The sequence below is a fragment of the Morganella sp. HSTU-ASny43 genome (assembly GCF_022819185.1).
GTDB lineage: Bacteria > Pseudomonadota > Gammaproteobacteria > Enterobacterales > Enterobacteriaceae > Morganella > Morganella morganii.
Genome location: NZ_WSPG01000010.1, coordinates 1 through 14,592 on the forward strand (window position 1 = coordinate 1; position 14,592 = coordinate 14,592).

General features: G+C 53.3%; 13 protein-coding genes and 1 tRNA gene. 3 read left to right on the forward strand and 11 right to left on the reverse strand.

Going from position 1 to position 14,592, the window contains the following annotated elements; translation table 11 throughout:
• Positions 1-250: 250 nt before the first annotated feature.
• The 6 genes from GN208_RS07140 to xerD form a co-directional block, all read right to left on the reverse strand.
• A tRNA-Gly gene (locus GN208_RS07140) sits at positions 251-324 on the reverse strand.
• A 104-nt stretch (positions 325-428) separates the two neighbouring features.
• The gene (gene lysS, locus GN208_RS07145; RefSeq protein ID WP_004238325.1) at positions 429-1,946 is read right to left on the reverse strand and encodes a lysine--tRNA ligase; all 1,518 of its coding nucleotides are present in this window, start codon (positions 1,944-1,946) and stop codon (positions 429-431) included.
• Positions 1,947-1,955: 9 nt separating this feature from the next.
• A protein-coding gene (gene prfB, locus GN208_RS07150) for a peptide chain release factor 2 (RefSeq protein WP_096862115.1) occupies positions 1,956-3,054 on the reverse strand; the annotation gives its coding sequence in 2 pieces (ribosomal slippage) (positions 1,956-2,978 and positions 2,980-3,054; 1,098 coding nt in all).
• 104 nt (positions 3,055-3,158) lie between these two features.
• On the reverse strand, positions 3,159-4,892 hold the full coding sequence (gene recJ, locus GN208_RS07155; protein WP_004238327.1) for a single-stranded-DNA-specific exonuclease RecJ: 1,734 nt from the start codon (positions 4,890-4,892) through the stop codon (positions 3,159-3,161).
• Between the two features lie 22 nt (positions 4,893-4,914).
• On the reverse strand, positions 4,915-5,607 hold the full coding sequence (gene dsbC / locus GN208_RS07160; RefSeq protein ID WP_004238330.1) for a bifunctional protein-disulfide isomerase/oxidoreductase DsbC: 693 nt from the start codon (positions 5,605-5,607) through the stop codon (positions 4,915-4,917).
• Between the two features lie 12 nt (positions 5,608-5,619).
• Positions 5,620-6,534, reverse strand: coding sequence for a site-specific tyrosine recombinase XerD (xerD, locus tag GN208_RS07165; protein WP_004240901.1), 915 nt, complete (start codon positions 6,532-6,534; stop codon positions 5,620-5,622).
• Between the two features lie 133 nt (positions 6,535-6,667).
• Between xerD and fldB the strand changes: the two genes are divergently transcribed.
• Positions 6,668-7,186, forward strand: coding sequence for a flavodoxin FldB (fldB, locus tag GN208_RS07170; RefSeq protein WP_243828321.1), 519 nt, complete (start codon positions 6,668-6,670; stop codon positions 7,184-7,186).
• Positions 7,187-7,191: 5 nt separating this feature from the next.
• On the opposite strand, the gene GN208_RS07175 is transcribed toward fldB, so the two are convergent.
• Together GN208_RS07175 and sdhE are read right to left on the reverse strand one after the other, a co-directional pair.
• Entirely contained in the window at positions 7,192-7,599 is a 408-nt protein-coding gene (locus tag GN208_RS07175) for a protein YgfX (protein WP_004240903.1), read from the reverse strand.
• 151 nt (positions 7,600-7,750) lie between these two features.
• Complete coding sequence (sdhE, locus tag GN208_RS07180) at positions 7,751-8,038, reverse strand: FAD assembly factor SdhE (protein WP_004240904.1); 288 nt, start codon at positions 8,036-8,038, stop codon at positions 7,751-7,753.
• Between the two features lie 276 nt (positions 8,039-8,314).
• On the opposite strand from sdhE, the gene ygfZ reads away from it, so the two are divergent.
• Together ygfZ and GN208_RS07190 are read left to right on the forward strand one after the other, a co-directional pair.
• Positions 8,315-9,298 (forward strand): tRNA-modifying protein YgfZ, encoded by a 984-nt coding sequence (gene ygfZ / locus GN208_RS07185; protein ID WP_004238336.1) that lies wholly within the window; start codon positions 8,315-8,317, stop codon positions 9,296-9,298.
• A 79-nt stretch (positions 9,299-9,377) separates the two neighbouring features.
• On the forward strand, positions 9,378-9,983 hold the full coding sequence (locus GN208_RS07190; RefSeq protein WP_004238337.1) for an HD domain-containing protein: 606 nt from the start codon (positions 9,378-9,380) through the stop codon (positions 9,981-9,983).
• 53 nt (positions 9,984-10,036) lie between these two features.
• Here GN208_RS07190 and gcvP read toward each other — a convergent pair whose 3' ends face one another.
• The 3 genes from gcvP to gcvT form a co-directional block, all read right to left on the reverse strand.
• On the reverse strand, positions 10,037-12,913 hold the full coding sequence (gene gcvP / locus GN208_RS07195; protein WP_243828322.1) for an aminomethyl-transferring glycine dehydrogenase: 2,877 nt from the start codon (positions 12,911-12,913) through the stop codon (positions 10,037-10,039).
• An 84-nt stretch (positions 12,914-12,997) separates the two neighbouring features.
• The gene (gcvH, locus tag GN208_RS07200) at positions 12,998-13,393 is read right to left on the reverse strand and encodes a glycine cleavage system protein GcvH (protein WP_004238339.1); all 396 of its coding nucleotides are present in this window, start codon (positions 13,391-13,393) and stop codon (positions 12,998-13,000) included.
• A gap of 55 nt (positions 13,394-13,448) precedes the next feature.
• Positions 13,449-14,543 (reverse strand): glycine cleavage system aminomethyltransferase GcvT, encoded by a 1,095-nt coding sequence (gcvT, locus tag GN208_RS07205; protein ID WP_004238341.1) that lies wholly within the window; start codon positions 14,541-14,543, stop codon positions 13,449-13,451.
• Between the last annotated feature and the right edge of the window lie 49 nt (positions 14,544-14,592).

The following is a 14,592-nucleotide window of genomic DNA, read 5'->3' on the forward strand; positions in this document are numbered from 1 at the left end:
ATTTTATGACCGGGAAACTCGTAAAATTAATAAAGTATTATTTTTGAATAATTATTCATTTCAGTCACAATATTTCTCCGGGCCGGTAAATATATAAAACAGTACGAAGCCGGAGCGCAATGACAAGCGCCATTATGCTGACACAGACACATGTGTGGCTGAATCAGAGTTTCAGACATACGGGATGAGATGCACCGGAGAGATTCAGTTGCCGGAATATTTGATAACACAGGAAGTTAACGAAGAAAACTGGAGCGGGCGAAGGGAATCGAACCCTCGTATAGAGCTTGGGAAGCTCTCGTTCTGCCATTGAACTACGCCCGCGTCAGGATGTGTGAGATTATACGCCGGTCATCTTGTTTATCAAGAGGATAGTGAAAAAAAAGCCCCACAAATTTGTGAGGCTCCGTGTTCATTTACTGCAGCAATTATTTGCCCGGACGCATCGCAGGGAACAGGATAACGTCACGGATGGTATGGCTGTCAGTAAACAGCATGACCATGCGGTCGATCCCGATACCCAGACCCGCTGTCGGCGGCAGACCGTGCTCCAGCGCGACAACATAGTCTTCGTCATAGAACATCGCTTCGTCATCACCAGCGTCTTTCTGGCGGACCTGCTCGGCAAAACGTTCTGCCTGATCTTCCGCATCGTTCAGCTCGGAGAAACCGTTACCGATTTCGCGGCCGCCGATAAAGAATTCAAAGCGGTCAGTAATAAACGGATTGTCGTCATTACGACGCGCCAGCGGAGAGACTTCTGCCGGATATTCAATGATGAATGTCGGCTGGATCAGATGGCTTTCTGCCACTTCCTCGAAGATTTCACACTGTACGCGGCCCAGACCCCATGATTTTTCAATTTTGATGTTCAGGGATTTCGCGATAGCAACCGCTTTATCCATATCATCCAGATCAGCCATGTTGGTTTCCGGACGATATTTGCAGATTGCTTCTTTCATGGTGAGTTTGGCAAACGGTTTGCCGAAATCGAATTCCTGGTCACCGTATTTCACGACCGGGTTACCCAGCACATCCTGAGCGATGGTGCGGAACAGCTCTTCGGTCAGTACAATCAGGTCTTTATAATCGGCATATGCCATATAAAGTTCCATCATGGTGAATTCCGGGTTGTGACGCGGGGAAACCCCTTCGTTACGGAAGTTACGGTTGATTTCAAACACGCGCTCAAAACCACCGACCACCAGACGCTTCAGATACAGCTCCGGCGCAATACGCAGATACATATCGATATCCAGCGCATTATGATGGGTAACAAACGGACGCGCACTTGCCCCGCCCGGAATCACCTGCATCATCGGAGTTTCCACTTCCATAAACCCTTTGTTCACCATAAACTTACGGATTTCAGCCAGAATACGTGAACGCACCGCAAAGGTATGACGGGATTCATCGTTGGCGATCAGATCCAGATAACGCTGGCGGTAGCGGGTTTCCTGGTCACTCAGACCGTGGAATTTATCCGGTAACGGACGCAGTGCTTTGGTCAGCAGACGGACTTCAGTGCAGTGGACAGTCAGTTCGCCGGTTTTGGTTTTAAATAACTTACCGCGCGCCGCGAGGATATCGCCCAGATCCCATTTTTTAAAGGATTCGTTGTACACGCCTTCAGCCAGATCATCACGGGAAACGTAAATCTGAATACGGCCCGCAGTGTCCTGTAAGGTGGCAAAAGAGGCTTTACCCATGATACGGCGGGTCATCATACGGCCGGCAATCGCCACTTCGATATTCAGGGCTTCCAGCTCTTCCGCGCTTTTTTCACCATATTTTTCATGCAGCTCACCGGATACCGCGTCACGGCGGAAATCATTCGGGAATGCAACGGCTTCTTTCTCACGCAACTGTGCCAGTTTTTCACGGCGTGTTTTTAATTCGTTATTTAAATCAGGTGCCTGCTCAGCACTGTGTTGATCTTGTGACATTTTTAATCCTTATAAACCCGCTTTTAAGCTGGCCTCAATAAATTTATCCAGATCGCCGTCTAATACAGCCTGCGTATTGCGGGTTTCCACACCGGTACGGAGATCTTTAATACGGGAATCATCAAGTACATAAGAACGGATCTGACTGCCCCAGCCGATGTCGGATTTGTTATCTTCCATTTCTTGTTTATCGGCGTTTTTCTTCTGCATTTCATATTCATAAAGTTTTGCTTTCATCTGACGGAAAGCCTGATCTTTATTCTTATGCTGCGAGCGGTCATTCTGACATTGTGTGACGATACCGGTCGGAATATGGGTAAGACGCACCGCAGATTCCGTTTTGTTCACGTGCTGACCACCGGCACCGGAGGCGCGGTAAACGTCAATACGGATATCCGCCGGATTGATTTCAATATCAATGTCATCGTCCACTTCCGGATAGATAAACGCGGAACTGAACGAGGTATGGCGGCGGCCGCCGGAGTCAAACGGGCTCTTGCGCACCAGGCGGTGAACGCCGGTTTCGGTGCGCAGCCAGCCGTAGGCGTATTCGCCCATGATCTTAACCGTTGCCGATTTCAGACCGGCCACGTCGCCGTCAGATTCTTCAATAATTTCGGTTTTAAAGCCGCGGCTTTCTGCCCAGCGCAGATACATACGCAGCAGCATGCTTGCCCAGTCCTGAGCTTCTGTACCACCGGAACCGGCCTGGAGATCAAGGTAGCAGTCAGCGCTGTCATATTCACCGGAGAACATCCGGCGGAATTCCAGCTGACCGAGTTTGTCTTCCAGTCCCTTCAGCTCTTCAACAGCTTCGTTAAAGGTCTCTTCGTCATCCGCTTCGACGGCGAGTTCCAGCAGACCGCTGACATCCTCAAGCCCCTGGTCAAGGTCATCAATGGTTTCCACGATGGCTTCCAGAGAGGCGCGTTCCTTACCGAGTGCCTGGGCACGTTCAGGTTCGTTCCAGACGTCAGGCTGTTCCAGCTCGGCGTTAACTTCTTCTAAGCGCTCTTTCTTGGCATCGTAGTCAAAGATACCCCCGAAGCACCGAAGTACGCTCAGTCAAATCCTGGATCTGATTTTTTACCGGGTTAATTTCAAACATGTCTTTTTATCTTTTGTTGATTGTCAGGTAATAATGTGAGAACTGCACATTGTAGCGAAAATCCGCTCATCATGACAGCACCGCAACCCCCTTTCGGACTAAAATTAATCCGGCCAGATATGTTCTATCAGTAACTGCACACTGCGCTGTCCACGGAACTCATTCACATCCAGTTTATACGCGAGACGAACCCGCTGCACACTGTTGTCCGGCCAGTAATTTACATCCACATTAAAGGCGATTCCGTCGAGCAGCGGACCGCCGCCTTCCGGTTCAATCATCACTTTCAGATGTTTTTCGCCGACGATGCGCTGTTGCAGCAGCCGGAATGTGCCGTCAAACAACGGCTCCGGGAACCCCTGCCCCCACGGCCCGCCTTCACGCAGCAAACCAGCGGTTTCCAGTGTCATATCCTGCGGTGACAGCACGCCGTCGCTCCAGATAACCCCGTGCAGCAAGCCGGGGTCAATCATATCATCCACCAGCGCGGCAAATTTATGCTGAAAATCAGGGAAATACGATTCCGGCAGAGAAAGCCCGGCCGCCATCGCATGGCCGCCGAATGCGGCCATCATTCCCGGATTGAGCGTATCAAGCCGCTCGAGCACATCCCGCAGATGCAGGCCGCTTACCGAGCGCCCGGAGCCTTTCAGCAGACCATCACCGCAAGGAGCAAAGGCAATCACCGGACGGTGATAACGCTCTTTGATACGCGAGGCGAGAATACCGACCACGCCCTGATGCCATTCAGGGTGATACAGAGCTATCCCTGACGGTATTTCCGTGGTGCTGTGCTCAATTTTGCTGAACAGTGTCAGGGCCTCCTGCTGCATTCCCTGCTCTATTTCGCGCCGGGTCTGGTTCAGGCCATCCAGTTCATGTGCCAGCATGCGTGCTTTCGCCATATCATCCGTCAGCAGCAGTTCAACACCGACTGACATATCATCCAGTCTGCCCGCCGCATTCAGACGCGGTCCGAGCGCAAAACCCAGGTCACTCGCCACCAGTGCGGGAGCCTGCCGTTTGGAGATCTCCAGCAGCGCGGTGATCCCGGCACAGCAGCGTCCGGCACGGATACGGTTCAGCCCCTGATGCACAAGGATACGGTTGTTCTGATCAAGCGGCACCACATCTGCCACTGTGCCCAGTGCGACCAGGTCAAGCAGTTCAGCCAGGTTCGGCTCGGCAATATTCTGTTGTGCGAACCAGTCGTCCGCCCGCAGTGATGCCCGCAGCGCGGACATCAGATAAAAGGTTACGCCGACACCGGCGAGGGATTTGGAGAGAAATCCGCAGTCTGCCAGGTTCGGGTTAATAATCGCTTCCGCCGGCGGCAGAATCTCTCCCGGCAGATGGTGGTCAGTCACAATCACGCGGATCCCGGCAGCATGAGCAGCGGCCACGCCGTCATGAGAGGAAATACCGTTATCCACTGTCATAATCAGCTCCGCCCCTTTGCGGCGGGCCTGCTCTGTCACCTGTGCGCTGAGCCCGTAGCCGTCCTCAAAACGGTTGGGGACAAGAAAATCCACCTGCCGGAATCCCATCCGGCGCAGTGCACGGACCGACAATGCCGTACTGGTCGCGCCGTCAGCATCAAAATCGCCGACAATCACAATCCGCTGATTCTGGTGCAGTGCTTCTTTCAGCAGTACAACGGCCTGGTCAATGCCATTAAGCTGACCGTAATTAAGCAGCCCGCGTGCACCGCGCTCCAGTTGCTCCGCAGAGGTAATTCCTCTGGCAGCATACAGACGGCATAACAGTTCGGGGCGATCGGGAGAAAGCAGTGCTGTGTAATCCGCCGCATCACGGCGGCGGAGTTCTGTTTTTATCATAACAACCTGATTATACTATTAATTATTTATTTACTAATTCAGCAATTTTATCCGCTGACAGGTAACCGGCAATCAGCGTTCCGTCCTCAAGGACAATCGCCGGAGTGCCGGTGATGCCGAATTTCAGGCCGAGATTATAGTGTTTACTGATATCAATGTTACAGCTGTCTATCTGCGGGATAGGTTCATTACGGAACGCGTTATCCAGCGCTTTGGTTTTGAACCCGTTACACCAGACTGACTGCATTTCCCGGCCGACAGCTGAATCCGGCCCTTTGCGCGGAAACGCCAGATAACGGACCGTAATGCCTTTATCATTCAGCGCCTTATTTTCATTATGTAACTTCAGGCAGTACGGACAGGTGATATCCGTAAAGACAGTAATAACGTGGCTGCCGCGCTGAGATTTATAAATGATCATCTCATTTTCCAGGCTGTTCAGCTCATCCAGCAGCACATTATTGGTGATATTTTTCGGGGTTTTGCCGCTCATATCAAACATCGGCCCCTGCAGCAGATAACGGCCGTCATCGCTGATATAAAAAACACCCTGCGGGGTGGCTACCGCCGAGACACCCGGCACCGGTGACGGGCGGATCATGGTGGCGGTCATATCCATTTTGCCCAGTGCCGCTTTGATTTCGCTTTCCCCGGCAACCGCGCCGTGACTGAACACAAGCAGAAGCGCCAGTGCGGATGATACAATTTTCAGCATACTGTTTCCTTATCAGCCGCGCGGATGGTGCTGCTGGTGCAGCGTGCGTAACCGCTCCGTCGCGACATGGGTATAAATTTGTGTGGTGGATAAATCACTGTGCCCCAGCAGCATCTGCACCACCCGCAGATCCGCCCCGTGATTGAGCAGATGCGTGGCAAAGGCATGGCGCAGCACATGGGGCGAGAGTTTTTCAGTCGCAATCCCGGCTACGACCGCATAGTGTTTGATGCGGTGCCAGAATGTCTGCCGCGTCATCTGCCGCCCGAGTTTGCTCGGGAACAGCACGTCCGCAGCCTGTCCGTTCAGCAGTGACGGTCTGGCCTGTGCCAGATAAACCTCCAGCCAGTACACCGCTTCTTCCCCCATCGGCACCAGACGCTCTTTATTACCTTTACCGATCACGCGGATCACGCCCTGGCGCAGACTGACATCCGGCAGCGACAGTGACACCAGCTCTGTCACGCGCAGTCCGCAGGCATAAAGCACTTCCAGCATGGCTTTATCGCGCAGTTCAAGCGGATCGGTAACATCCGGAGCCGCAAGCAGGTCATCCACCTGGCTTTCGCTCAAATCTTTCGGCAGCCGGGCAGGCAGTTTGGGTGCCGCCAGCTGAATAGTCGGGTCATCCGTCCGCAGTTTTTCACGGTAGCAATACTGGAAAAACCGGCGCAGCGAGCTGAGCATCCGCGCCGAACTGGTAGCTTTGTAACCGCGATCCAGCCGGCCGGCCAGAAAAGCCTGCAAATCAAGGGTGGTCAGCGATAACCAGTCCAGATCCTGCGGCGCCAGCCAGTCCGCCAGTGCCTGTAAATCCAGGCGATAGGATGCCAGGGTGTTTTCCGATAAATTCTGTTCCAGCCAGATAGTATCAAGAAACTGCTCTGTCAGTGCATCACTTTCGCTGTGTTGTACGGCGTCCTTCACCGCTGACCTCCCGTTTGAATTCCCGTGTCAGAATTAACTTATCTTCTGTTACAATACCGTAATCCTGTGATGAAAGCAGCGCACAGAGGCGGCGGGCTTTCATTTTTTACCCGATACACAGCAGAATAAACAGATGAAAATTGGTCTTTTTTATGGTTCCAGCACCTGCTATACCGAAATGGCAGCTGAAAAAATCCGTGATATTTTAGGTGATGATCTCGTTGAACTCCATGATGTGAAAGAGACAGATCTGCAACTGATGGAAAGCTACCCGGTGCTGATCCTCGGCATTCCGACCTGGGATTTCGGTGAAATCCAGGAAGACTGGCTGACGGTGTGGGAGCAACTGCCGCAGCTTGATTTATCGGGAAAAATTGTCGCTATGTACGGCATGGGTGATCAGGTGGATTACAGCGACTGGTTCCTGGACGCACTGGGCTATCTGCATCAGCAGCTGCAATCATCCGGGGTAAAATTTGCCGGTTACTGGCCGGTGGACGGTTATACCTTCACCAGCCCGAAAGCCCTGACCCCGGACGGCAAACACTTTGTCGGCCTGGCACTTGATGATGTCAATCAGTATGACGAAAGCGAAGAGCGCATCGCCACATGGTGTATGCAGGTACTTGAGGAAGTTCAGGAACTGCTGTAGGCCGATCAGATATCCGGGTACTGTAAAAGCAGCTGATTAAGGCTGCTCCATGCCTCTTTCGGGACACTGTCAGAGGCTATCCACAGGTATTTCTGCCGCCCGGAGGTCAGTGAGCGCAGATGCAGACGGATACCCAGCCGGGTAATATATGGCGGTTTAGTGATCTCCCACTCGCTTTTACGCCATAAAATCCGGTTTTGATTCTGCAGACTGGCGGGACCGGCGCGTTTGCTGATTTTATACTGTGTCCGCCCCCAGCCTGCGATCAGCAGCAATGTCAGCGGCAGCCAGATAAATGAGGTTCTGCCGGGCCAGGGCGCAAATAATACACTCAGCGCCAGCACACCGTAAATCAGTGTTGAGAAGACCTGAGTATTAAATGAGACACGTAATACTGATTTCCATAAAACCACCGGTCTGCCCCCTCTGTATCCTGACATAATGACAGCACCCGCTGTCCGGCTGAGAACCCGGTTATCCCGCGTCCGTCAGCCGGAAAATATACGGCATTCCTTCCCGGTTTCCTATGAAATAACTGTGACCGGTTATGACTTTTTCTGCCGCTCAGTCCGGATAATACGCTGCGTTCTGTGCTGCCATCCGTGCCTGATTACGTTCCTGAATCAGCCGGATTATCTGATACAGCGCCTCATCATCCGGACGGCCTTTATTCATCAGCCAGTTAAACAGATCCGGGTCCGGGCAGTTCAGCAACTGCACAAAATCCTGTTTCTGAGCATCGGTCAGCGTGTCATATTCATGCTGAAAAAACGGCATAATCGCAATATCCAGCTCCCGCATGCCGCGACGGCAGGCCCAGTGGATGCGGGCTTTATTTTCAATATCTAACACCGGTATATCCTTTTTATAAGAAGCGGTTTATCAGACCGGTAAACATAACTGATGATATCAGCGTAGCCTACCAAGCCCTGACAATAAAGAAAATCGTCTGCCGCACATGCCGGAGAAAAATGCGTCTCAGGCGGAAAAATAAATGAAATCCGCAGCTGAGGATTTCATTGTCACTCCGCACGTACCGCATCACACAAAGGGTCAATAATATTCTCTTGCAATGTCTGTTATCTCTTTTACCATACATTGCACAGCTCTCCGGACAGGTAAAACATCATGAACACAGAAACAAATACATTACTCCCGCAACTGAGTGATTCTCTCCCCCTGACACGCATTTCCCTCAGCGATCTGGCGCTGGTGACCATCACCGGCCCGGATAGTCAGAAGTATCTTCAGGGACAGGTCACCGCTGATATCGACGCTATGGCTGATGATCAGCATGTGCTGTGTGCCCATTGTGATGCCAAAGGGAAGATGTGGAGTGATCTGCGTCTGTTTCATTATAAAGACGGTTACGCCTACCTTATCCGCCGCAGTGCGCTGGATACCCAGCTCGCGGAACTGAAAAAATACGCGGTATTTTCCAAAGTGACGATTGCCGCTGATGATAGTGCTGTCCTGACCGGGATCGCCGGTCACGGTGCGGCAGAAGTCTTACAGGCACATTTCAGCACAGTTCCGGATGCGGACACTCAGGTTGTCAGCAGCGATGACACCACGCTGCTGTATCTGCCGCTGCCGCAGGGGCGTTTTATTCTGATCCAAACCGCTGAACAGGCCGGTGCTTTATCTGATGCCCTGTCTCTGCCGGACGCGTCTGACACTCAGTGGACCGCACTGGATATTGAAGCTGGTTACGCCGTAATTGATGCGGCAACCGTCGGTGAATTTCTGCCGCAGGCAACAAATCTGCAATCCCTTCCCCGGGGTATCTGCTTTAAGAAAGGCTGTTATACCGGCCAGGAAATGGTCGCCCGCGCCAAATTCCGCGGTGCCAACAAACGCGCCATGTTCACACTGATTGGTCACAGCCGCCATGTGCCAGTCGCCGGTGATGATGCTGAACGCCAACTGGGTGAAAACTGGCGCCGCACCGGTACCATTCTCGCGGCTGTCCGCCTGAGCGATGACCGCGTTCTGGTGCAGATTGTGATGAATAATGATACGGAGGAAGATGCTGTCTTCCGTATCCGTGAAGATGAAGAAAGCCGCCTGAGCCTTTTCCCGCTGCCGTACTCCTTTACTGAAGAAGCCTGATTTCCCGTCATCCCCGGGCGCAGAGATACCCTGTCTCTGCGCCCGGAGGTATTCTGTATAAATCCGTATTGAGGTTGTTATGTCATCAGCTGTTCCCGCACAGGAAGTCATTCCTTTTTCTCAGTTAATCACCTTTGTTATGGAGCTGGATAAGCTCAAAAGCGTTTACCGCAAAACCCGCCTGCTGAACAATGAACGTCAGGAAAACTCCGCTGAACACAGCTGGCATTTTGCCATGACAGCAATGGCGTTTGCGCCGTATGTTGAAGATGCGGATATGCTGCGGATCCTGAAAATGGCACTGCTGCATGATGTGGTGGAAATTGACGCCGGGGACGTGCTGGTCTTTGATCTGGCCGCCCGCGAAGCGATTGCGGAAAAAGAAGTGGCTGCCGCAAAACGGATTTTCGGCCTGCTGCCGCAGCCGCAGGCGGATGAGTTTCAGGCGCTGTGGAATGAGTATGACGCCGCAGAGACCCGCGAAGCCCGTATCGCCAATATGATCGACCGCGTGATGCCGGTGCTGATGAATCTGCACAACAACGGTCAGAGTTGGGTGGAAAACAACATTTCACTGGAACAGGTGATTGACCGCACGAAGTTTATTGCCGATGTGCATCCGGCATTCTGGACGTGGTTACGTGCCGAACTGGATACCGCGAAGCAGAAAGGCTGGCTGCACTGATAAAAAAGGCCGGTTGTGTTACCACAACCGGCCTTTTCTTTATCGTTTACCGTTTACTCGTAATCACTCATCGGTGCACAGGAGCACTGAAGGTGACGGTCACCGTAGACATCATCCAGCCGTTTAACCGTCGGCCAGTATTTGTTGTCACGCGTTGCCTGAGTCGGGAATACCGCCACTTCACGGCTGTACGGGTGTGACCACTCCGCTGCCAGTTCAGTCTGGATATGCGGGGCATTGACCAGCGGGTTATCTTCCGCTGTCCACTCGCCGCTGCCGACCCGCTCCATTTCCGTACGGATACCCAGCATCGCATCAATAAAGCGATCCAGCTGCGTCTGGCTTTCGGACTCTGTCGGCTCAACCATCAGTGTGCCGCCGACCGGGAAAGACATAGTCGGTGCATGGAAACCGTAGTCAATCAGACGCTTGGCAATATCCATCTCCGTAATACCAAACTTCGCTTTCAGCGGACGGATATCCAGAATACATTCATGTGCCACATACCCGTTACGGCCGGTATAAAGCACATCGTAAGCGGATTTCAGTCGTGCAGCGATATAGTTGGCATTAAGGATCGCCACCTGGCTGGCCTGACGTAGTCCCTGAGCACCCATCATGCGGATATACATCCAGCTGATCGGCAGAATGGAGGCACTGCCGAACGGTGCGGCGGATACTGCGCCCTGAGAGGTCAGCAGCTCAGAGGTAACGATGGTGTGTCCCGGCACAAACGGTGCGAGGTGTTTTTTCACACCAATCGGCCCCATGCCCGGTCCGCCGCCGCCGTGCGGAATACTGAAGGTTTTGTGCAGGTTAAGGTGAGAAACATCCGCGCCGATGAAGCCCGGTGTAGTCACACCGACCTGTGCGTTCATGTTCGCGCCGTCCAGATACACCTGGCCGCCGAATTCATGAATGATATCACAGACTTCGCGCACACCCTCTTCATACACCCCGTGGGTGGACGGATAAGTGATCATCACACAGGACAGATTCTCACTGTGCTGTTCTGCTTTCGCCCGTAAATCCGCCAGATCAATGTTACCGTCTTCATCACAGGCCACCACCACGACTTCCATCCCCGCCATATTGGCTGAGGCCGGGTTAGTGCCGTGAGCAGACTGCGGGATCAGACAGATAGTGCGGTGCCCTTCACCTTTGCTTTCCTGATAGCGGCGGATAGTCACCAGCCCGGCGTATTCCCCCTGTGCGCCGGAGTTCGGCTGCATACACATGGCGTCATAACCGGTCAGCAACACCAGCCAGCGGGAGAGCTGTTCTATCATCACATGATAGCCCTGAGCCTGCTCCGGCGGGCAGAACGGGTGCATATTACCGAATTCCGGCCAGGTGATCGGAATCATCTCCGCTGCCGCATTCAGTTTCATGGTGCAGGAGCCGAGCGGGATCATCGCCTGATCCAGCGCCAGGTCTTTGCGGGCCAGACTGTGCAGATAGCGCATCATATCCGTTTCGCTGTGATAGCGGCGGAAGTTCGGATGCTTCAGAATCTCCCCTTCGCGGCGCAGCGCGGCAGGAATGGATTCAGAAGAAGCGGCAACCTGTGCATCGAGTGCATCGATATCCCACAGTGCTTCCTGTCCGGTCAGTACCGCATACAGATTTTCCAGGCATTCACGCTGCGTGGTTTCGCTCAGGGTAACCGCAACGGCACCCGGCAGATCGGTACGCAGGTTGATACGCGCCGCTTTGGCACGGGCCAGAACGGCAGCTTTGTCCTGCACTTCAATCGTCAGAGTATCAAACCAGGTGGTGTTACGCAGACGCAGACCTGCATCTGTCAGCGCTTTCGCCAGAATATCGGTCAGGCGGTGAATGCGGCCGGCAATCCGTTTCAAACCTTCCGGCCCGTGGTAGACCGCATACATCCCGGCGATATTTGCCAGCAGAACCTGAGAGGTACAGATATTGGAGTTCGCTTTTTCACGGCGGATATGCTGTTCGCGGGTTTGCAGCGCCAGACGCAGAGCACGGTTACCGGCGGCATCAATGGATACCCCGATAAGACGGCCCGGCATCGCACGTTTGTAAGCATCACGGCAGGCAAAGAAGGCAGCATGAGGGCCGCCGTAGCCCATCGGCACACCAAAACGCTGGGCTGAGCCGAAGACGATATCCGCGCCCTGTTTGCCCGGCGCTTCCAGCAGGACCAGCGCCATAATATCGGCTGCCACACTGGTGATCACCTGACGCTGATGTAACTGTGCCAGTAATTCACGGTAATCATGGATCTGTCCGCCGGTGCCGGTCTGCTGCAACAGCACACCGAACACATCATCGTAATCAAGGGCTTTTTCCGCACTATCGATTATCAGTTCAAAACCGAAATATTCAGCGCGGGTGCGGATCACATCCAGGGTTTGCGGATGCACGTCATCCGCAATGAAAAAGCGGTTGGCATTTTTCTTTTTGCTGACGCGTTTTGCCATCGCCATCGCTTCCGCCGCAGCGGTCGCTTCATCAAGCAGTGAGGCAGATGCCAGCTCCAGACCGGTCAGGTCGATAGTCACCTGCTGGAAATTCAGCAGTGCTTCCAGGCGGCCCTGGGAGATTTCCGGCTGATACGGCGTGTACGCGGTATACCAGCCCGGATTTTCCAGCAGATTGCGTAAAATTACCGGCGGCAGAATGGTCGGTGCATAGCCCTGGCCGATGTAAGAGGTAAATTGCTGATTCAGCCCGGCAATGATTTTCAGTTCTGCCAGCGCATCCTGTTCGGTTGCCCCTTCGCCCACGGCAGGCGGGATATCCAGCTGAATATCATCAGGGACAATATGGCGGGTGAGATCTTCAAGTGATGCCGCACCGACCGTTTTCAGCATATGCTGCTGTTGTTCAGGGGATGCGCCGATATGACGGCGGACAAATTCACCCCGGTTTTCAAGCTGCGTTAAAGTTTGAGTCATTGTTCTCCGGTTCCTGACATTGTCTGATTCAATAAAAACCCGAAAAAAAACCCTGTTTACTTACAAACAGGGTTCCGCAATCCGTCAGTCTTCTTCTTCAGCCTGCAGTTCTGCGTATTTGGCTGCGTCCATCAGACCGGCAAACTCATCCGGATCCGTGATTTTAATACGGATCATCCAGCCGCCTTCATACGGCTCGCTGTTTACCAGTTCCGGGCTGTCTTCCAGTGCTTCGTTCACGGCGATAACGGTGCCGGTCACCGGCGCATACAGGTCAGATGCCGCTTTTACCGACTCAACGGTACCGAATGCCTCACCAAACGTGATTTCATCACCCACTTCCGGTAATTCAACAAAAACCACATCGCCCAGCAGTTCCTGCGCGTAGTCAGTGATCCCTGCCACATACTCATCACCACTCTCATGGCGAACCCACTCGTGATCTTCTGTATATTTCAGATTCTCAGGTATATTACTCATCGCCAACGGCTCCTGTTATCGGGTTTCTCAAAATTTAACAATAAAATACGGATGTTCAGACCAGTGCTTTGCCGTTACGGACAAATCCCGGTTTCACGACCTCAACAGGCACTTCACGGTTGCGCACCTGTACAATAGCGGTATTGCCGATCCCCTGCGGGACGCGGGCCAGCGCGATACTGAATCCCAGTGACGGGGAGAAAGTTCCGCTGGTGATAACGCCGGTCTGTAATTTGCCGAGCTCATCAGTAAAGCGGACTTCCATTCCGGCCCGCAGTACGCCTTTTTCGCGCATCACCAGACCGACCTGTTTTTCAGTGCCGTCACGGCGGAATTTTTCCAGTGCCTCACGGCCGATAAATTTCCGGTCTTCCGGCTGCCAGGCAATAGTCCAGCCCATATTCGCCGCCAGCGGATTGACGGTTTCGTCCATCTCCTGGCTGTAAAGATTCATGCCAGCTTCGAGGCGTAAGGTATCCCGCGCTCCTAACCCGGCAGGTTTCACCCCGGCGGCCAGCAGTTTTTTCCACAGGTCAGCAGCCTGCTCTGCGGGCAGCGCGATTTCATAACCTTCCTCGCCGGTGTACCCGGTAGTGGCAATGAAATAATCGCCGCTCTGCACGCCGTAAAACGGTTTCATCCCGGCGACGGCGGCTTTTTGTTCCGCACTCAGCAGTGTCGCAACTTTTTCTTTGGCATGCGGCCCCTGAACAGCAATCATCGCCAAATCATCACGGACTGTCATCTCAGCCGCAAAGTTTTTGCGATGTTCGTCAATCCACGCCAGATCTTTTTCACGGGTGGCGGAGTTCACCACCAGCCGGTAAAAATCATCCGCAAAGTAATAGACGATAAGATCATCGATCACACCGCCGGACGCATTGAGCATCCCGGTATACAGTGCTTTGCCTTTTTCGGTGAGTTTTGCCACATCGTTGGCGAGAAGATAACGGAGGAACTGCTGACATTGCGGACCATGAAAGTCCACGATTGTCATATGGGAAACATCGAACATACCGGCGTCATTGCGGACATTGTGGTGCTCTTCGATCTGGGAGCCGTAGTGCAGCGGCATCATCCAGCCGTGGAAATCCACCATTTTTGCCCCGCAGGCAACGTGCTCACCGGACAGTGGTGTGTGTTGTGCCATTCTATCCCCTTTCAGTCAGACATAGTGCGCAGCGTGTACCGCGCAAACG